Annotated in this window: 18 protein-coding genes; 5 read left to right on the top strand and 13 right to left on the bottom strand. The window is 61.4% G+C overall.

What is annotated here, in order from left to right:
- Nucleotides 1-128 precede the first annotated feature (128 nt).
- Nucleotides 129-830, top strand: coding sequence for a hypothetical protein (locus ASG77_RS07175; protein ID WP_056343137.1), 702 nt, complete (start codon nt 129-131; stop codon nt 828-830).
- 59 nt (nt 831-889) lie between these two features.
- Here the strand turns inward: ASG77_RS07175 and ASG77_RS07170 are convergent, their stop codons facing one another.
- The 10 genes from ASG77_RS07170 to ASG77_RS07120 all read right to left on the bottom strand — a co-directional run bounded on the left by ASG77_RS07170 (nt 890) and on the right by ASG77_RS07120 (nt 12,540).
- On the bottom strand, nt 890-1,456 hold the full coding sequence (locus ASG77_RS07170; RefSeq protein ID WP_056343134.1) for a hypothetical protein: 567 nt from the start codon (nt 1,454-1,456) through the stop codon (nt 890-892).
- A complete protein-coding gene (locus ASG77_RS07165; protein WP_056343131.1) occupies nt 1,453-3,243 on the bottom strand; it encodes a type IV secretory system conjugative DNA transfer family protein in 1,791 nt (596 codons plus the stop codon). The genes ASG77_RS07170 and ASG77_RS07165 overlap by 4 nt, the downstream gene beginning before the upstream one ends.
- Nucleotides 3,240-4,862, bottom strand: coding sequence for an ATP/GTP-binding protein (locus ASG77_RS07160; protein ID WP_056343128.1), 1,623 nt, complete (start codon nt 4,860-4,862; stop codon nt 3,240-3,242). Before ASG77_RS07160 ends, ASG77_RS07165 begins: the two co-directional genes overlap by 4 nt.
- A complete protein-coding gene (locus tag ASG77_RS07155) occupies nt 4,859-6,424 on the bottom strand; it encodes a hypothetical protein (protein WP_056343127.1) in 1,566 nt (521 codons plus the stop codon). Before ASG77_RS07155 ends, ASG77_RS07160 begins: the two co-directional genes overlap by 4 nt.
- Nucleotides 6,425-6,453: 29 nt before the next feature.
- Nucleotides 6,454-8,226 carry a hypothetical protein gene (locus ASG77_RS07150; protein WP_235564377.1) on the bottom strand — a complete coding sequence of 591 codons (1,773 nt, stop codon included), beginning with the start codon at nt 8,224-8,226 and terminating at the stop codon, nt 6,454-6,456.
- 88 nt (nt 8,227-8,314) lie between these two features.
- Nucleotides 8,315-9,109, bottom strand: a complete 795-nt coding sequence (locus ASG77_RS07145; RefSeq protein WP_056343123.1) for a hypothetical protein — start codon at nt 9,107-9,109, stop codon at nt 8,315-8,317.
- Nucleotides 9,110-9,181: 72 nt separating this feature from the next.
- Nucleotides 9,182-9,517 carry a hypothetical protein gene (locus tag ASG77_RS07140; RefSeq protein ID WP_056343120.1) on the bottom strand — a complete coding sequence of 112 codons (336 nt, stop codon included), beginning with the start codon at nt 9,515-9,517 and terminating at the stop codon, nt 9,182-9,184.
- A gap of 11 nt (nt 9,518-9,528) precedes the next feature.
- Nucleotides 9,529-10,728 (bottom strand): MinD/ParA family ATP-binding protein, encoded by a 1,200-nt coding sequence (locus ASG77_RS07135; protein ID WP_056343117.1) that lies wholly within the window; start codon nt 10,726-10,728, stop codon nt 9,529-9,531.
- 199 nt (nt 10,729-10,927) lie between these two features.
- Nucleotides 10,928-11,467, bottom strand: coding sequence for a hypothetical protein (locus ASG77_RS07125; protein ID WP_056343115.1), 540 nt, complete (start codon nt 11,465-11,467; stop codon nt 10,928-10,930).
- Nucleotides 11,467-12,540: a M23 family metallopeptidase gene (locus ASG77_RS07120; protein WP_056343208.1), complete on the bottom strand. Its 1,074-nt coding sequence runs from the start codon at nt 12,538-12,540 to the stop codon at nt 11,467-11,469. The genes ASG77_RS07125 and ASG77_RS07120 overlap by 1 nt, the downstream gene beginning before the upstream one ends.
- A 298-nt stretch (nt 12,541-12,838) precedes the next feature.
- Here ASG77_RS07120 and ASG77_RS07115 point away from each other — a divergent pair, with 298 nt between their 5' ends.
- Both ASG77_RS07115 and ASG77_RS07110 read left to right on the top strand, forming a co-directional pair.
- Nucleotides 12,839-13,174: a winged helix-turn-helix domain-containing protein gene (locus ASG77_RS07115; RefSeq protein ID WP_056343114.1), complete on the top strand. Its 336-nt coding sequence runs from the start codon at nt 12,839-12,841 to the stop codon at nt 13,172-13,174.
- A gap of 268 nt (nt 13,175-13,442) precedes the next feature.
- Nucleotides 13,443-14,513 (top strand): alpha/beta hydrolase family protein, encoded by a 1,071-nt coding sequence (locus ASG77_RS07110; RefSeq protein ID WP_235564376.1) that lies wholly within the window; start codon nt 13,443-13,445, stop codon nt 14,511-14,513.
- Here the strand turns inward: ASG77_RS07110 and ASG77_RS07105 are convergent.
- Genes ASG77_RS07105 through ASG77_RS07095 form a run of 3 tightly spaced genes read right to left on the bottom strand, consistent with a single transcriptional unit; the run spans nt 14,510 to nt 16,345 of the window.
- Complete coding sequence (locus ASG77_RS07105) at nt 14,510-15,424, bottom strand: hypothetical protein (protein ID WP_235564373.1); 915 nt, start codon at nt 15,422-15,424, stop codon at nt 14,510-14,512. The two genes, ASG77_RS07110 and ASG77_RS07105, sit on opposite strands and share 4 nt — an antisense overlap.
- 3 nt (nt 15,425-15,427) lie before the next feature.
- Nucleotides 15,428-15,877 carry a hypothetical protein gene (locus tag ASG77_RS07100; RefSeq protein ID WP_056343108.1) on the bottom strand — a complete coding sequence of 150 codons (450 nt, stop codon included), beginning with the start codon at nt 15,875-15,877 and terminating at the stop codon, nt 15,428-15,430.
- Nucleotides 15,878-16,345: a hypothetical protein gene (locus tag ASG77_RS07095; protein ID WP_235564371.1), complete on the bottom strand. Its 468-nt coding sequence runs from the start codon at nt 16,343-16,345 to the stop codon at nt 15,878-15,880.
- A 282-nt stretch (nt 16,346-16,627) separates the two neighbouring features.
- Here ASG77_RS07095 and ASG77_RS21150 point away from each other — a divergent pair, with 282 nt between their 5' ends.
- Nucleotides 16,628-16,855 carry a hypothetical protein gene (locus tag ASG77_RS21150; protein WP_082575879.1) on the top strand — a complete coding sequence of 76 codons (228 nt, stop codon included), beginning with the start codon at nt 16,628-16,630 and terminating at the stop codon, nt 16,853-16,855.
- A gap of 177 nt (nt 16,856-17,032) precedes the next feature.
- A complete protein-coding gene (locus ASG77_RS07085; RefSeq protein ID WP_056343103.1) occupies nt 17,033-18,856 on the top strand; it encodes a GntR family transcriptional regulator in 1,824 nt (607 codons plus the stop codon).
- Nucleotides 18,857-18,955: the final 99 nt, after the last annotated feature.

Here is an 18,955-nt window from a genome sequence, read left to right as displayed (position 1 = left end):
TTCGCCGAATTGCTCAGAGCCAAAGAGCCGTCCGCGACGCAGATAGCCGCCAAGGCCTGCCTCTCCGGCCCACGCTGCACCGGAGAGGCAGGCCATAGGCATCTCTAACGTGAAGGCAGAATAGGGTGATGACGACTACCAAGCCTTCTCCAATTTTTGCGAAGACAACCCTGGAACGGGCTGCGGAACAGTTGGACGGATCAGCGCTGGCAGCTAAGGCACATACACCCTTTGGTGGGGCGGCTGCGGTTCAGCGGATCCTGGGGCAGGCTGGCGGGACCACCCTTGCCGGCTCCTTTGGTGGGGCGGCTGCGGTTCAGCGGATCCTGGAGCAGGYTGGCGGGACCACYCTTGCCGGCTCCTTTGGTGGGGCGGCTGCGGTTCAGCGGATCCTGGAGCAGGTTGGTGGGACCTTGCTGAAGGATCCTTCGCTCGTCCAGGCGAAAGACGTGGAGGAAATCGCCAATAAGCTCCGAGAGGCAGCGGACGAACAAACTGTGGTCGCAATTGATGCGGCTTACAGCCAAGTAATTGATGCCGACACCGCTGAAGGCGATGGCGTCAGTGACTTAGCGCTGACGTTACCTTTCCACGATCGTTACGTCCGGGCCACGCTGCAGCTCGTGGCAGTGACGGCTTATATGTCTGTTGCCTATATCGTCGGGTTGACCGCCGCTTTCCTGCCTCCGCTTTCCGCTGCTCTTTGGATGTCGGGCTACACTCCGAATCCGAAGCTGGTATGGAGAGCAACCGGAGAAGCTTGGGCTCGGATTCTGTCGCCGGAAAACAACCACTTCCCGCCAGAACCGCCGGAAAAGAATATTTGGTGAGAACGTTTTATCAGCAGAAGGGGCACGGAACATATGTTCCGTGCCCCTTCTGCCTCGGTCTACTCCGTTGCTCCTGTAGCTCCCAGTTCGGCAAGGAAGTCAGAGAAACCTGGATCGGTTGATGGTCTGAATGAGGGTCGGTGGTCTTTGTGGCTTCCTTCGTTGATGCACTCACTGAAGCCCCAGGGTTTGGACCTGATGCGTTCGAGCATGGGCCAGAACGTTCCGTCGTGCCATGAGGCTGCGTCCGTCACTGCATTTTTGTGACCGTAGTAGGCGGATCGCCATGCCACCCACGCGGCCGTGAGCTCTTCAACGACGGCTGTATGGAGGTACCAGCACCCGAGGATCCGGGAACTGTCCGTTACGCCGTACCGCTCGTTGATCCAGTCCACCCAGGCGCCTAGGGTTTCCATCAGCTCTGCGGCGTGGGGTCCGTCGAGCTCCTTCCAGTTCCACGGCGCAGGTTTGCTCTTAGGCGGGGCAGCAAGAAGATCATCGACCATCTCCACCAGTGCCTGCATGCCGTCCTGGAGGGCACCTATCTGCCCGACGTGGTTCAGGACTATGTCTTCCACGGAGGGGACTTCAACGTCGGCGGGCTCGTCCTCAAGCGTGGCGCTCATGCCTTATCCCCTCGCGTGCCGGCGGCTGCGGATTCAATGTCTGCGGCCTTTGTGGCCGCTGCGGCTTCGGTGAGCCGGTCCTGCTGGTACTGGGTTGCTGCGTTCGCTTCTTTGAGCGACTGCGCCGCTTTCTTGTCTTTGGTGATCTGGTCGGCGTCGGGACGTTCCCACCACGGAGTGAGCTTCACACGGGCCGGGGCCACGTTGCTGTAATGCATGAAGGCCTCGCCCACGGGCAGCTGCTGAATCTCGTAGCCGCGGATAACCGGGCGTTCTTCCTCACTGGTGGTGCGTGAGGACCCGTTCCTGCCTTGGGAGGTCGAAACCCGCTGGTGCCGGGTGGTTCCCGCAGCACGGGCAATCTTGTCGAGTTCGTCGAGTTCTTCCAGGCCCGGCAGGAACAACCGGATCGAGGAGGTTCCACGGATGGCAGTGGCGGCCTCAGCACCCCACCGTTGACGGTTCTGGGCGAAGGACTGGCTGAATCCGATGATGCGGATCCCGCGGCCACCGGAGTCTGATAGTGCGCTTGCCATGTCCGGGATGGCGGCAACGTTCGGCGCTTCATCCAGGACCATGGTCAGGACCGGCCACAGCCTGCCCCCCGGGGCGCCCTGGGAAATGCGCTGGGCCTTGCGGAACATGAAGTCAGCAAACATGGCCACCAGTGGTGCCACCGGCGAACGTTCCCCGTCGGTGAGCAGGTACATGGTGTTCGGCTTCTCCAGGAACTTCTCCATGGTGAATCCTTCACCCTTGCGCGGGCTGAGGATATGCATTGCCTTGGGAGAGGACAACGGTTCCAGCAGGCCGGCCAGGGTTTCCTGGATGGAGTCCACGGTTTCCCCCGCGCGGGAGGAAATCAGCGCCTGCAGCCGGGAGGTGAACGCTGCGGGAGCGTTGTGCCGGCGGAGGATATCGAGCGGTTCGGTGTTGGAGAAGTTGTTGGTCCACTTCACAATGTCCTCGACGCTTTTCCCGCCCAGCGCTGCTGCGTGGAGGAACCGACCGAGCACGGCGGCTGCCTTGGAGTTGAAGAAGTCCCCGTTCTTGACGTCCCCCATGGGCTGGGCTCCGGCCCAGGCCTTCCCACGGGCCAGGGCCTCGTCGGGATCCTCGCATCCTTCGATGACGTTCCAGCGGACTATGTTGTCCCATCCGGAAATGTCCTGGAGGTCAAACACGGAAACACTGCCCTTGCGCTGCCGCGCTACGGCGGTGAGCATCGGCAGGTCATTCTTCGTGGACGTGGCGATCACGGCACCTGGTGCGTCCAGGACGATGCCCACGGCGAGGAACAGTGTTTTTCCGGAGCGCTGCGGTGCGAACACCCACATCGAATCCTCGTGCTGGACATAGAGGGTCTGCCCGTCGAGCTTGCACAGCGCGACGATCATTTCATCCTCAGTGGCCTCCGCAGGGAGTTCCAGCGACTGTTTGGCTTTCGCCAGGGCAGCCTTCTTGCCCATCCGCTTTTCGAGGTCCGTGTAGCCGGGCAGGCCGTCGTCGCGGTGGCGTTTGGAGCCGAACTTCGCGCTGAGGAAAGCCGCCCCAACGATAGAGAGGATGGCCAGGATAACGAGAATCCAGGTGGCCGCGCCAGGCCAGGCGAATGCGCCGGCCTTCACCTTCGCCCACAGCGCTTCAATGTCGGTCCACGGCATACCGGTTGGCGTGATCAGCTCACCAAGGAATGCCGATACCCATCCCAGGACGGCCAGGACACCGATGATGATGGCCAGGCCGATCTTCATGACCGAATCCGTGGACATGGATTTGCTGCTCATGCTGCTTCCCCCTGTGCTCCGGCTTCGACGTTATTCAACGTGGCGGTGGATTTCATGGCCTTGTCCGTGTCGGTCAGTTCGATTTCGAGGGCGCTGCGGACGTGGATGGCGATGAAGGGGTCTTTGCTGCCGATCCGCATCATGCAGGTTCCCTTGGTCAGGGATGAGATATCGGCTGCGGATCCGGCGGGGAGGTTGAACATCCGCTCGCATGCCCAGGCGTCATCGGACTTCTGCTGCTTGTACAGCAGGACCGTTCCGCATTCTTTGAGCATGGCGATCGCCGGGCTGTCTTCGGGAATGTCGGAGATGTGGTGGAACGCGAACATGCACGAAAGGGACAGTGCGCGGGAAAGCTTGGTGTTCCGCCGGGTGACTTTCGCGACCGAGCCCTGGACGGTGTGCCAGGCTTCCTCGATCACCAGGACCGTGGGAACCGGTTCGGTCTGCCGGTAGAGGGTGTTCGCCAACCAGGTGTTGATGATCGTCATGACAATCGCCAGCGCCGGCCCGTCCTCCGGGAGCAGGGACACGTCAAAGACCGTGAGGCCTGCGTTGAGGGTAATCTCCTCGCTCGTGGGACCGTCGATCAGGCCGGCCAGGTCGTCTTCAATCATGCGTTCGAGCTCGAACGCCGGGTCCTGGCCCCACTGCCGCAATTCCTCCGCCGTCAGGTTTGCGGCCTCTGCGGTGCCCTTGTCCGGTGAGTACAACGCCTTCAAGACGTGGCGAACATCCGCGACTTCGTTGGCGGCCGCAGCGGCCCGCAGCGCCTGCTTGTGGGCCATACGCACGGCTTTGCCCTCTTTGGGCAGCAGCGGCCGACCCAGGGCCTCTTCCACGACGGCCCGGACGAGCATGGACTGTCCTGCAGGGGTGGAGAGTGCGGTGTCGTCATGGTTGTCCTCGTGGAGGCGGGCCGCGATCCGGGGATCCAGGATGTTAATCCTCGCCCCGCCCCCGCCGACCATGAACTTCACCGGCGTAATGCCCAGCCGTTCGGCCAGAGAGGTGTATTCGCCGCCGTTCTGGTCCAGCTGGTACTTCTTATCGATCACCACGACGCGGCGGCCGAGGATCAGCTGACGCAGCACGGCCCAGGTTTTGATGCCCGAGGACTTGCCCTGTCCGAGGTCACCGATGAAGCAGACGTTCGGGGATTCGAGCTCGTTGCCATAGGAGGTGAAGGGGTCATGGACGATCATCCACCCAGACCCGGCGTCGATCCCGAACGCCAATCCCCGGTGAGAGGTGGGCGGGGAGGCGATCGCCATGTGCGAGAATTCCATCTGCCGTGTAGAGGACAACACCCCGGGCGCCGCCGGGTCGTAGAAACCCAGCCGGGAAGCCCGGACGTTTTTGTGCTCGTGACGCCAGGGGATGGAGGCAGCGGCCTGGGCCTCTGCCCTTTGGCGGAGGTTATCTTTTCTGCCCTCAGTCTTCTTCGTGGTGGTCCCGGACCGGCGTCTGGCCTCGAGGGCATCTTCGGTGGCCACTGCTGCCGCGTTGTGCTGGGAGACCCGTGCGCCGCGGGTCTGGGAGCGCTTGGCGCGGCGGGATTTGCTGGTCAGTGCCCAGGGCATCCGTAGCCCCTTGATGAGTTTCTGCGTGGTGTTCATCGGATTCCTCTCGTGAACGGCATGGTGGTGATCAGGGCCAGATCGTTGCGGTGATCCATCCAGTCAATGAATTCGATCCCGGCGTCCGCGGCGGCGGCTTCGATCAGGTCAGCGGTGGCCAGCAGCTCATCTTCGGACTCCACGGAGTAGGTGATGTAGAGCGCGTAGGAGGCCCCGTGGTGTCCGGAGCCCGGTTTCAGGTCCAGGAGCCGCTGCCGGGAGGCGCCCATCAATACCTCTTCGGCACCGTCAGAGAGTTTCCCGGATTTGCGGACGTCGTTGTCCTTGGCAATGTCCATGGCCGCGTCCGTGCGGGCCTTCCCGCGTGCTTTGCGGGCATCTTCGAGTTCCATGACCATGGAGACCGAATGAACGACCGCCGGCTGGATGCCGCTGACCAGTGCCTGGAGGGCCGAGACCGGGACGGCTTCGGGGCTGAACGCCGAGGCAGGGACGTATCCGGTGCGGGTATGCCAGTGCCCGTTGACAACCACCGAGGACTCAGAGCTTTCCCCGTCCAGGTGCTGCCAGCAGTCGGCCAGGTCAGCGCCTTCGTGGTCGTCAATGTCGTAATCCGGGTCCTGCAAATGACGCAGCAACCCGGCCATCTGTCCCGGTCCCAGGGTCCGGTAGTCCTGGATGGAGCCCATCATCTGCGCTTGGGACAGGGCCGAACGAATCTCCTGATAGATCGCCAGCCCGAGGCCGGTGTCACCATCTCCGAGCTTGTCTGCTTTCAGTGACAGGGTCGCTGACTTAGGAATCCGGAACGTCTCGTAGGTCCGGTGCTGTTCAGAGCGGGACTGGAGGGTCTGCACCAGGTCCCCGTAGGAGGCCAGCAGAATGTTCTGCACTCCCGGGGCCTGTCGGTCCCGGATCCAGATCAGGTGATCCGTGGAGTCCATCGGCACGGCCCGGGAGAGCGACTGCACGTGCGTCACCAGGGACTGCCGGCGGGCCAGACGTGCCAGGAACTGACCCCTGGCCACGTACGCGGAATCCTCCCGGTTCTCCTCCCGGATACCGGAGGACGAGCCCATGACCTCGACGGTGACGGTGTAGTACGGGACTTTGATGGCGCCCTGGTGCCGGAACACCGTCATTGGCCCGCCCGGGGTGAGGACGGTGAAGGCCCGCACGTCCCCGACCATGAGCGGGACATTGTTCTTGTGCCGGACCGGGACCTCGATCATGCCGTTCTCGTCCGCCCGGGCCCGGTCGGCCTTGCCCGCCTTGACCATCCGGGTCTGGTCCCGGAACTTCACCGGAACGAACGTCGCCGTCCCGTTCTTCTTCCGGGAGCGCTGATGCCTGGCCTCGATATACAGGGCACCCAGGGAGCGGTGTCCAGTCATTTTGCTCGGCGTCGTCAGCAATACACCGGCACCGACCAACACGGCCGCGATCAACAGTCCCACCCAGATCATGGCCGCTGAGGCGACGATGGCGAGGACACCAAGACCCACCGAAAGACCCAGGCCAATCCACTCCGGACCGGTCCGGTTCCCCCCGAACAGGCCACGGCGTGAGACCTCACCGCCGACAACGACCATTCTTCCCATGACTGCCTACTCCCCTGCGTCTGTACTACTTACCGGCCACTGATGTGGTCGGTATCGGGTGCCATTGAATTGACGCCCTGGCGGCCGCGCATCGAGGCCTGCCGTGCGCTCTCGCGGCCAGCGAGCAGGAACGCTGTCGCGCCGCCGGCGGCGACCTTCGCGGAACCCCGCGCCACGGATCCGGTGCCCCGGCCGACAGCTGCAGCACCACCGCGCAGGGACTGAGCCGCCTTGCCGGACGGGGTGCCCGCCCGGTCATCGGCCTGCATCTCACCCAAGGTGCGGGTTTCAGGTGCCGCTTCGCTGCCGGATTCCTGGCCGGCAGAGCCCTGCCGTGCAGCTGCACCGGCACCGCGCTGACCACCGGCGCCGACACCGGCACCAACAGCGGCAGTACCGCCGGCTGGGCCGCCCTGACTGGGCCGTGAGGACCCGCCGGGGCCGCTGCTCCCGCCGGAACCGGACTGGCTCTGTGCCGTCCGGCGTTTGCGGATCATTGAGCCCATGGCAGCGCCCGCGCCGGCCACCATCGCCGCGCCGGCAATTGACGGGCGGTTAGCGCCCAGGCTTGTGGCCGAGGACGGCAGGATCGGGACGAACTTGAACAACAGGGCCGGCGAGAACGCCAGCACCAGCATGGCCGCGGCCGCAGTGAACACCGACGATGCGTTGATCATTGCGTCATCCGTTCCCTCGCCCTGAAACGCGGGACGGCTGCTGATGAAACTGAACAAAGCCCCCATCAGCAAAAGGATCAGCGGCTTGGACAAGGCAATACCGAGCCACAGCGACCCGGTTTTAGCCACGCGGGCGCGGTACTGCGGGTGGATCATGAAACCGATCATCAGCGCCAGACCCACACCCAGCAGATACAGGGCGAGCGGCTGGAGGGCAAAGAGCCCCAGAAGCGCCCACGCACCAACGAACAACAACCCGAACAGAAGCACGGCCGCCAACGGGCCGAACACTCCGTTCGACTCATAAGAAGCGAACCGGGAAATCGTCGTGGCGAAATCCATGATCTGATTCGACGTCCACGGACTGATGGCGCCGGTGAGGTCCGTCAACCAGCTATTACCCACATACGCCAGAGCCGGACCGAAGATCGCCAACAGGATCGACAGCGGGCCGAACCAGAACAACGATTGCCGCACCGTATCGAAGTCGATCTTCTCGTCCGAGAGATCCTTGAACAGCTTGAAATACATCAACGCCAGGAGCACGATACCGATCCCGGAGAAGATCCCCCACATGTCCCGGAACGCGTCATCAACCTGAAACGAGGAGACCTTCAAGAGGTTCATCAAAACCTCGTTCGTGGCTGTGACGCCGGCCTCCTTGGTCGAATTCGCGAACTTCTCAAACCCGTCCTTGGCATTGGCAATGAAAGCCACAGTGTCCACTGCACCCAGCACGAACTGACCGCCCGGCTGCATACCAACAGCCGTGCGCAGGGCAACGCCAGCAAGCGGCTGAAACTTTTCCCACGCTGCCTCAGCTATGCAAAAACCAGTGGTTACCGGACGGGCACCTTCGTTGGCCAGGGCGGCACAAAACTGGCTTTTGCTTACCTCGGGTTTGTAATCGAGGGACTGTTCCGGGGTGGTCAGAAAGCTGTTGAATGCCCGTGCGGACATCCCTTCGCAGTCCTGGCCAACCATCGTTAAGCTCATCGGATTCGGCTTGCAGAGGTTCTTGGCCATCTCCCGGTTGAAGCGGTCGCGGATGCCATCCCGTTCGGCGGGCGGCAACCCCGCCAGACGTTTCAGCTGATCGGCATTCAGCTTCTCGGACGCGTTCACGTCGTCCGCTGCCTGGGCAGCTCCCGCGGTGATAACACCGAGGCCAAGGAATAAGACCAGGAACGCGGCCACGAGCCGCAGACGGGTGCTAGCGCGTAGCGTTCGCATACTCGACCCACCCTTCCTTGCTCAGATCCTCGAAGTACCGGGCCACCAGGGGCTCATCAAGTGGCGGTATCTTGCCAGTGGTAGTACCCCCGACACCTCCTGAGGGGCCTTTGTCTTTCAACTGGGACACCAGGTCTGCGTCATTGACACCTGTCACGACGTTGGAGATTTTCCAGTCGCCCTTCCAGGTCAGCTCCATGGTTCGGGTACCGAAATATGCCTCTGGCAAGGTGTCGCTGGTTCCGAGGGCACCAAAGAACACCTGCACTAGGGCCGTCTTCTTTGGCTCACAGGACACGGTCCGGTAGAGGCCGCCGGCCTTGACGTCAGCCTGGTCCATCCACCCGCCCCCGAAAGTTTTTAGCGCCGTACCTTGGGCTTTGGCATCGGAGATGATGGTGCCGGGAAGAAGGACCGTCTCCAGCCACGGCCCGGGGACGGCAAGGGAATTCAGGGTGGCCTTCTGGGTCCCCCAGGTTTCCAGATGCACGTCAACCAATGTTGGTGTGTAGTTGGCGGCCGCCTGGACTGCGGAGTCGCAGGTGCCGTTGTAGCCAGTGGGGGTTTTGCCATCGGCAGCAGTTTTTGTGCCGCCCTCTCCGATGTTGATTTTGGAGACAGGGAAGCCGAACTTGCCGGCAACCATGCCGTTATCGGCGCTTGGTTCAGGCTGTGCAGCCTGTGCGCCCGGCCGGAGGTTGATGAGCACCACGGCTATCGCCACGATAATCAGCACGGCGGCGATGGCCGCGAGGGCTTTCCAGTTCTTTTTCATGAGTCGCATTCCATTCAGTGTCGGAGGTTCCGTGCGAGCTGGACGCCCAATAACTGGCCTCCAGTGCTCCGATTAGGCTCCTGCTGCGCCTGCGACGGCGAGGAATGCTCCGATGAGGACGCTGGCGCCGGCGACGCAGCCGAAGGCGATACCGCTTCGTTTGGCACCTGTTGCCCCGTCGGAGATGTCGTCCACGCGTCCGTCCTTGCGTGCGATGCCCCACTTTGCGAGGTTCCAGATGAACGCTGCCGTGACTCCCAGCAGTGCCAACGCCCACAGGCCGCCCATGACGAGCTGGATGGCTCCTTTGAACTGGACGCCGAACACGTCAATGCTGGGTGTGACGCCGTCCAAGGGGTTTTCCGGGGCGGCGGCGATGGTGATTTTGGTCAGGATGTTGCTGAGCATGATGAGTGGTCCTATCGGTTGGTGGTGGAGCGGTTGTCTACCTCGAGCAGGCCGGCGGCGATTTCGGCCGTGGCGCGTTCGAAGGCGCGGCGGGCGGGATCACCGACCAGCTGCCAGTCGATGATCGAGCCGGTGTCCAGGGCACCGTCGTAGGGAATGTCGATGATCGTCCGGACAGCGGAACCGAGCTTTTCGCGCAGGTCCGCCTGCTCTGCGGCCGAGACTTTGGCCCCGCCGCCTTGGGTGACAATGACCACGGCCTTATCGACCAGGTTCTTGTAGTGCGGGTTCCCGGTGCGTTCGGTCATGGATTCGAGCTGCTCGATCATGCGAAGCGCGGAGACAACGGCATTGCGTTTGAGGGTTGTGGGGATCACGAGCTGGTCCGTGACCTCGATGGAGGCCAGCCAGTTTGCGGAGCGGGTGTTGTTGCCCGTATCCACAATGATCGTGTCGTAAAACCGGCTGACCACGGTGTGGATCCGGTTGAACTCATCCGCTCCGATGGACTTCATCCGGTCCGGGTCCTCGTCCGAGGCCAGGACGGAGAACTGGTTCTTGCCCTGATGCCGCGTGTAGTAGGTGAAGTCACCCTTGCGGGCGGAGATGGTTTCGAACTTCGCCAACACATTCAGCAGATCCCACACGGTGCGGGTGGACTCGTTGGAGTTGGTCCGGACGCCAAGGGTGCCCATCATTTCGTTGATATCCCAAACGATGGCGTGCTGGCCCGAGTGGATCCCGAAGGTGGAGCCGATCCCGACGCTGCAGGTGGTCTTACCGACCCCGCCCAAGGGCTGGGCGACCATGATCTGCATCGGGCGCGAGTACACGCGCTGGATCGCGGACAGGTCCGTCCGGCGTGCCAGCTCGGCCGCACCGACCTTGGGCTTGACCAGGCCGAAGGTGATCGCCCGGAGAAACGCCTGCCAGCCGGTAGCTGGTGGAAGCTGATCGTTGACGTTCTCCTTCCGCAGCACCGATGCGCTGCGGCGGCCACTGACCAGCGGGCCGTGCACGCCCTCGGCTGCGGACTCTGCTGGCTCTCTGGACGGCTGGACGGGCACAGCAGTGGCCTCCGTGGCAGGTACGGCGCTGATCACAGGCTCAGGAGCCTCTTGCGGGCTGTCCTCAGATGCCGGCTCTGTTGGATCGAGGAGGCTGATAGGGGCGCGGGACTTTCGCTCCGCGCCTGACCAGTTGGTACTCATGAGTTCTTCCTTTCACTCGTGGTGTGCTGACTTCGGGAAACATGTGTGGGCGGGAGGAACCGTGCGTCCTGGAACAGAACCGGGCCGGGCCCGCCATCCCTTGGGGCTGCTGTGCTGGTGGATGTTTCGTACTGGGCCAGCGGGTCCGTGAACAGCGGTGCCGTGCCGAACTCGTCAAGGCTCACGCCGTGGTGCCCGTTCACTGGCTGGCCTTTGAGCTGATCGAGGTCACAAGCCAGGGATCGTCCTGGCCAACGCGGTGCAGCATCATGTCCCAGGGGCCGTCGTTGGTGTAGAAGGAGGCCGTGACAGTCATTGGGTTCTCTGCCTCGCGGCTGATCGAGGGACCATCCGTGATCGTGGAGAACGGCACCCGGGCCGGGTCGATGTACCTGGCATCCTCCGCGTAGGCAGCAGCCAGCAACGGCTCCAGTTCGGAAAACCACTGCGTCTCCGGGACATCCGGGCGGGCGAAGAGCTTCATGGCCTTCGCCGCGGCCTCTTTGACCTTGACCTCGGAGTTGGCATCCCAGGTGACATTGGGGCCGTGATAGTGCTCGGTGGCGTGGTCGTGGCCGTCGTCGGCCGAGTGCTCCGCCTTTTCGTTTCCCCCGTCCGCGGAGGCGGTCTCTGACGCTGAAGGTGTCGTGCTGGCAGTGTTGGAGGCAGGTTCCCCGGCGCAGGCCGCCAGCAGGAGCGTGGTGGCCATCAGGGCCGGAGCGAGTACGAGTTTCCGCATCAGAGGATGCCTTTCTCTTTGAGGATCGGTGTCGGATCGATGGTGGCGTTGATCGGGATCATCGGATTCGGGAGCGCACCTGCGTAGAACTCCATGTGCAGGTGACGGCCGGAGACGTTGCCCGTCGCGCCCTCAGTTCCCAGCGGAGTTCCGGCGGCAACGGTGTCGCCTTCCTTGACCTTCAAGGAGCCGGCTTCCATGTGATACATGCCGATAGTGAGTTTGCCGTCCAGGGTCTGGCCCGTGACGCCCGTCCCGAACATGCCTTCAAGATTCCGGATCTTGACGATTTTCATATCCGTGATGGCCAGGATCGTTCCGGCCTGTCCGGGGGTGGAGAAGTCGATCCCGTAGTGGAAATTAGCCAGCACTCCCCCGGCAGTTCCCGGAGGTGCCGGCCGGGGGCCGTAGCCACTGGTCATCACCGCATCCGGAAGAGCCTTGACCCACTTACCGGCAAGATCCCCAACGATCTGGTTGCCCTCACCCGGGCAGACACCGGACGGATCAACCAGGGCAGCTGCTTCCCCACCCAGCGCCTTGACGATTTCCGTAGCCTTGGCACGGAACTGCGTGTAGTGGTTCGGGTCAGCGTTGCGCTGAGCACGGTGGATCGCAATCGTCGGTTCAAGAGTGTCCCAGCCCTCCACCCGCTGGAGTGCCTTGAAGAAGTTCGTGGCACTGATGTGAGGATCCATGCGGTCCTCATAGGACCCCCACGCACCGTTGGCCCGCTGCTGGAACAAACCGCGGGAATCCGGGCCGGCACCATCACCGAAATCAATCACCCGGAGCGTGGATTCACCAATGGACGCCTGCACCCCGATCAACTGGGCCGCTACGGGCAATCCCAGATCCGAGGCTGCTTTCATGATTGCCGCCGCGTTCTTCATCTGCTCGCCATCGAAACCGGCCACTCCCCCAGCCGGGGCCGGACCAGCGGCCACGCCTGCAGGTGCAGCACACGATGATGCTGCCTGCGCAGGGTCGCTGTCATCCAGGACAACAGTGACAAGGCCAACCGTCAGCAGAGCGACAATCGACGTGCCGGTGATGACTTTTCGGGCGATCATCGCTTCGCCGCTATACGGTGATTGCGGCGGGTAGGCAATGACGCGTTCATCGGACACTGTGTGCCGAACGGCAGGATGTTCTTCAAAACCTGTTCCTCCCCCATGGGCATCGCTTCCCGGTCTACTGCCAGCTATCGACAATCAAGTCGTTGGCTGGCAGGCAATTCTTCTCTCGTTCCCAACCAAGCTGCTTGTCACATCGCCAGCTACAATTTGACTGTAGCTCAAAGTGCATCATTTAGCGATACACTTTGTTCTAGAACTCAGGGCTATCCAAATAATCGGGCAAGATAGACGCATGCCGCGCCTCATCCAGCCCAATCACCCGCAGGAGGTTGAGGCAGCCATCGAAGTTCTCGGAAACCGAGCCCACGCGGCCATCCTGCGTTACCTGCACCAGAACGGCCCGTGTACCACCGGCGAAATCCTCAAGGGAATCGTCCTGGACGGCAACAAGAAGCTGACTCGGCCCAGCCTCCAGCATCACCTGGAAGCGCTCGAAGCTACCGGGGTGGTCACGGCCGACTCCCCCGCAGGCCAACGGCACGGCAAACGCGTGAAGTACGAGGCCAATATTGATGCTGTGGAGTTCGAGATGCTTCCTGCCTATGTCAACTATCTCCGCGGTAGATGAGATCCCGCATTTCATAACAAGCCTTGTCAAAGAGCAATACCTTCTTGTTTCCCTAAGCACGTTACATGGCCGTAGTGAACATGTGCAACGCCTGTAGTGGGCATGGGTTGTGCCTATATCAGGACTGAAGGACGTTACGATGTGTGGGTTTCCGTTTCTGCCTTGATCGGCGCTGGAGGATGAAGACCTAATGTTGACGACACGGCGCATCCTGGCATGCCTGGCGTTCCTTGTGCCGGCTGCCGGGCTATCTGGGTTCGCGGTCGTCATGGCCCGCAAGATCGTCAAGCGGGGCCCAAAGGACTACCGCCGGGCCGAGGTGATAGGAGACGGACGCCGAATCCGCATCGAGTTGGACGATTACACCAAAGCCCCGGGCGACTTCGGCGTGTTCGACCCGACGACAGAGAAGTACACGCGAGTCGGCGACGTCACGCTGATCAATGAGGATCAAAAGTACGTAGAGCGGCGGATCGATCCGCCCGGCTCCGGGCCGGGCCGTCTGGGGCCAATCGTCGATTGGACCCCGGATGTGTTCTTCGAGCCCTCTGCCGTCGGCGGACGCTACGAAGAGGTGGGCGTTCCCACCGCCTACGGTGCGGCGCCTGCATGGTTGTTCGAGGGGAACACGGACGAATGGGTGATCCACATCCACGGCAGCTGGACGGACCGCTCAATCATGTTCCGAGATGTCCACGCTTTCAGTTCATTGGGATTCACCTCCTTGGTTCCCACATTTCGCAGCGACCCGGAGGTCAGCCCACCACAGGCCGAATCGAGTCACCTTGGGCAAACTGAATGGCGTGACGTGGAAAGCGCTGTGACCTACGCCGTAGCTCATGGAGCCAGGCGCATCATCCTCTCCGGCTGGTCAATGGGTGGCACCATTGCCCTGCTTACAGCGGAGCGCAGCGCCCACCGGGACCGGATCGTAGGGATTGTCCTGGTAGGGCCAGTCACGAGCTGGCGTAAGACCATCACAGCAGGGGCGGCGCGGGCCGGCGTCCCGGCGATTGGTGCCGGCCTTGTCATGTGCCTGCTGCAGACTCCCCCATTCGCGAAGATGCTCGGGCTGGAGGAACCAATCGATTTCAATGCACTTGACTGGGTCGATGTACCTAACCGGGTGGCAGTCCCGACACTGGTCCTGCACTCCAACACAGACCAAGAGGTTCCCTGGGAGATCTCGGAGGCATTCCAACGTGCGAATCCGGCCACCGTCACTTTGATTTCACTACCTGAGGCTCACCATACCCAAGAGTGGAACGCTTCGCCTCAGGCGTTTACCGAAGAACTTACGGATTGGGTCAGGAAAACGCTCTTTACTGACCCCAGCTAGACCCGCGCATCGAGCTTTGTCTCAATGCGATCGATCCTGGTTTGAATAGATTCCGGGAACGTCGTCAAGTTCGCCCGCTCGTAGTTGTGCAGAACAATAAGGCTTTTGTAGACGCCATTTTCGAGCGTTTCATTGAAAAGGTCCCATGCCGGACTGACTCGTGATCGATCCGCATTAACCCGCATCCTCAACCCAGTCAGCCACAGAGCATCGATCATCCAGAGACGCAACCTCGGGAGCTGCTTCGACAGGAAAAGAATCAGCCACCCCGCCGCCGTCACCGAGAGGCCTGCGTAGAAGAGGCGGTCAAACCAAGATCCGATCTCTCGGGCGAAGGCGTCCCAGGGGGAGAAAAGGAACAACACCACGTACGTAATGTGGCACGAAACAGCCACCGCAACCACCAGTAGGCCCACTGAGAACGTTGCATACGGGCCCTTGGCCTTGTGCCGAAGCATATAGATGGTCCTGAGCACGGTGAACAACAACGCCAACATGTACGTGCCGCTGTACACGGCAGTTGCGAGCTGGTCCATCCGGGTATCAATGAAGTCCGCGGCCGTTGGAGCCTTGTCCTCAATCAGGGCGAAGCTGACGATCATGATGGGAACGCTCAGCAGCGGAGCGTAGTAGGTCCATCTAACAATGGGTACGTTCGCTAAACGCCGCACGCTGTCGTTGAAGAAGAAGATCGCCAGTAGCGCGAAGATGGCTTGAAGCAGGTTCGTCACGTTGACGCCACCGAGGTAGCTGTCGATAACCTCTAGCGGTGTAACCGTTCCCAGGACATAGAGCGCCACGAGACCGAACACCGACGCCACCCACGACGCCCGGGCTTCCGACACCTTCACCACAGCGGGGATCCGAAGGAGGCATAGGGCACTCAGCAGCGCAAAGAGCAACAGTTTCATGGTCTAGGAGAGGAAAGGATCAGGATTGGACGAGCTGCGTGAACGGGTCTTCTTCGACATCTCGAAAGCGAAATCCTCCACCCAGCGTTCTACAGGATGATTCGGGACAGAACAGCAGCTCATGCTTTTCGCACCAGCGGCCTCCTTCAGCATCTCTTCAGAGAAATCAGGCAGAAACAAGGAACCCTGGAAGCTCTCCAGATATATGTGTCCGAGCTCGTGATAAATGCAGTGAAGCTTATACTGCGTCGAGTCTTGCGGTGGGACATAGATCTTAAAATGATCTTCAAAGTCCAACTTGAAGGCTGTCAGTGTTCCCCAGGACCCCTCTTGCTCGATCAGTTTGATCGGCTTTTCGCAGATTGTGGCCAGACGCTCAAGGACCTCCGCCATTGATGTCGTGCCGTCACCGCATAATTCCCGAACCTTGTCCTGAACCGGTGGGAGATCCATTCACTCTTCCTCATTCATCGAGGCGTCGATGATTTCAGTGATTGTCCTCAGCGTTTCAGGTGACATGGCTCCCAGGTTTCTCGCAGCGAAGTTCTTCACCTTGAGCTTTCGCAACTGGACCAGGAAGTCCATCCGGGCCTCAACTTCGGGTGGAGTTTCACTATTGAGATCACAGAGGTAAGCAGCCGGCACCTTAAAAACGAACTCTGCGATGCCCCTTAGGAGCTCTTGATCTGTCACCAGGCTGCCAGTTCCATTGATCAAGTAGGACCACCGCGTTCGCGACAGGTGGATTCCGTGCGCCGAAAGTGCCTGCTCCACATGAGGATAGGTAAGCGCGGTGTTGTTGTCAGACTCCCAGATATCCACCAGGATGCCCATGCGATCCGCTAGCCGCTCCTTCTTCTGTTGCTGCGTAAGAAACACGCTGCGGCCCCCATTTGCCATCGTTAAAGCTCCTTCAGCCAAGGTCAGCTGCTTATGGTATGACCACTACACAGAGCAGGCGGACAGCTGACACAAAATGTTACCTGATGCCATTCATAGCGTATAGGCCATGAGTAACTATTGAGTTGTTCATGTGCGGAGCATGTCTGTAGGCTGTGGCGTACTTGATTTCTTGGGGGAATCAAGTTGATGCGCCGCCAACAGGTGCCAGGTAACTTCGCGCATCGCTAAAGGATGACCATTCGGGCGACACGCCGAGCGCCGGTACCGGTATCGGGGGGAAATTAAGTGAAGGATGAGGGTATGAGCGCATACAGCCCGTACGCCACGCCGAAGCTAGACGGCAATCGAGTAGCCCTTCGGGGGCGCATTTATCCCGATCAGCACAAGCGTGCCCACGAAGCCGCACAACGGCATGGGCTTTCCCTCAGCGACTATCTTGGTGCGCTCATTGACCGTGACAACGGTCTGCCTAACAAACTTGACGACGCAAACCAGGAGGCTCTGCCCATCAGTCGCATGGCCTCTTAAACGAAAGACGGCCCGCTTTCGCGGGCCGTCGCAAGTTTTCTCGTTCAGATCCATATCTTGGCGGATCCGATCTGAACATCCCCAACACCCACCCAGTGGGTGGATCTTGTTGTACCCATCCATTGGAAAGGAACTGGTCCCATCGTACCTGACCCGTCTTCGACGTCAACGCATGTCATGCCTCGTGTGTCGCGTCAAGTCACGCCTGAACAGGCGTGGGCTGCCTTGGCACCGTTGTTGGCGGGCCAGCCGCGTGTCCGGTTGTCGCGTGATGGTGGCAGGTCGTACCCACAGAAGCATGAAAGGGATCTAACCGGCGCTCTTCCCTCGTTCCCGGCCGCCGTGCGGATTTTCGGGAAAGACGGCGCATGCGCTGCGATCTTCCTGGACTTCGACTCCTCCACCGGCGGCGTCGACTGGGTTGAGGCGGATGTGAAGGCCCTCCAGACGTGGCTTTACTCCTGCGGTGCACGTTGGATTGAGGACTACTCCCCCAACGGCGGCCGCCACGTCTACGTTCCGTTGGAACGGCGCGTCAGCTTCTCGGAAGCGCGTGATTTTGTCGAGGCCCTGGGCACCAGGTACCGGAGCCTGGACAAGACCCCGCACCAGAACCTCAATCATGGCTGCATGCGTGTTCCAGGCTCACCGCACAAGCGTGGTGGCCACCAGGAACTGGCCATGAGCCTGAACATGGCTTACGACGTCCTCCGCCGGCCGAACAGCCCCGCCGTGTGGGCCACGTTGAACGCGGAGCTGGCCAGCGAGATCGCAGCCGCGCGCGCGATGCGGCTGGAGCAGTCATTCACTCCGTCAACGGCCGATGCACCCAAGGCCCCGCACCTGACGGGTCGGATGTCCCGGGCCATGCAGCAGCTGGCAGTCACCGGGCTTTACGACGCTAACCGCTACGGAACGGACTCTGAGGCCCGCCAGGCGGTCATTGTCGGAGCCGCGGCCGCCGGTCTGGAACTCACAGATGTTGAACGCCGGATGCTGCAGGGTGTTTGGCCGGGACTGGCCTCCTTCTATGCCAGGTACTCCTCCCGTGACCGTATGCAGGCTCTGCGGAGGGACTGGGCCGAAGCCGTCTCCTACCTGCACAAAAACCAAGGATCCAAATCGGGGAAGAACAATGCGCGTATATCCCCCACAAGCCAGCCTTCTACACAGGGCCAGGGGTTAAAGGAGAATTCCGTAGTCACTGATCCCGATGCTGAGCATCGGTTCATCCGGACCTGGCGTAACGCGCTCAGGCTCAAGGAACCTCGCTACCAAGATTCCCGGAACGGCTTGGCGCGGAGGATGATCCTTCGGGCGCTGGGAGAGGCTGCCCACATGACAGCGTCACGGTTCGTTGAGTTTGGTGTCAGATCGGTCGCCGTGGCCACTGGGCTCGATCACACCACCGTCGCCGGGCACCTACGGGCGCTGAGGTCAGAGAAAGACCCGCTGGTAACCCTTGTCGAACAAGGACGAGGAACCAAGGGAGATCTCTACATGCTCACCATCCCGGAGGACGTGAAGCCGGCGGCCGAGGACTTGTCGTGGCGAAAGGGCAAGATCCATGCCCTGCGCCCGGTATTCCGCGAACTGGGACTGCCCGCCGCCTTCGTGTACGAGGCACTGGAACACTCCCCCGAGCCGTTGCGGACCGTTGACCTTATTCAGGCTGCAGGTGTATCCAGGACCGCACTACGCGAGGCCCTGGAGATCCTGGCGGCATGGAACCTCATTGCCCGGGACAAAGGCCGTGCCTGGTCGATCGTGGCCACCACATCGCTGAAGGACCTTGCCGAGAGGTTCGGCGTACTTGAAGCCGTGGCCGTGCAGCTCCAAAAATATAAGGACGACCGCACCGTCTGGAAGGAATGGCTCTCCAAACGGGCCCATTCCGTCGCCGAGCTGCTGTCCCCCACCGATGATTACCCCTGGCACACCTACGAAGGCCCCCCAGATGAAGTCACCCTCTCCCACCTTGCCTTCAACCAGGCGGCATGACCCCAATCAGGACTGTCCTCAGGTACCTCCCCTGGCGATACATCAGCCCCGCCAAGGGACACCCTGCGAACCAGCTTGGTTCCACGGCGAAATGACCAG

This window comes from Arthrobacter sp. Soil762, assembly GCF_001428335.1.
Taxonomy (GTDB): domain Bacteria; phylum Actinomycetota; class Actinomycetes; order Actinomycetales; family Micrococcaceae; genus Arthrobacter.
The sequence above is the reverse complement of the archived record's forward strand: the minus strand, read 5'-3'. Positions and strand labels throughout refer to the sequence as shown.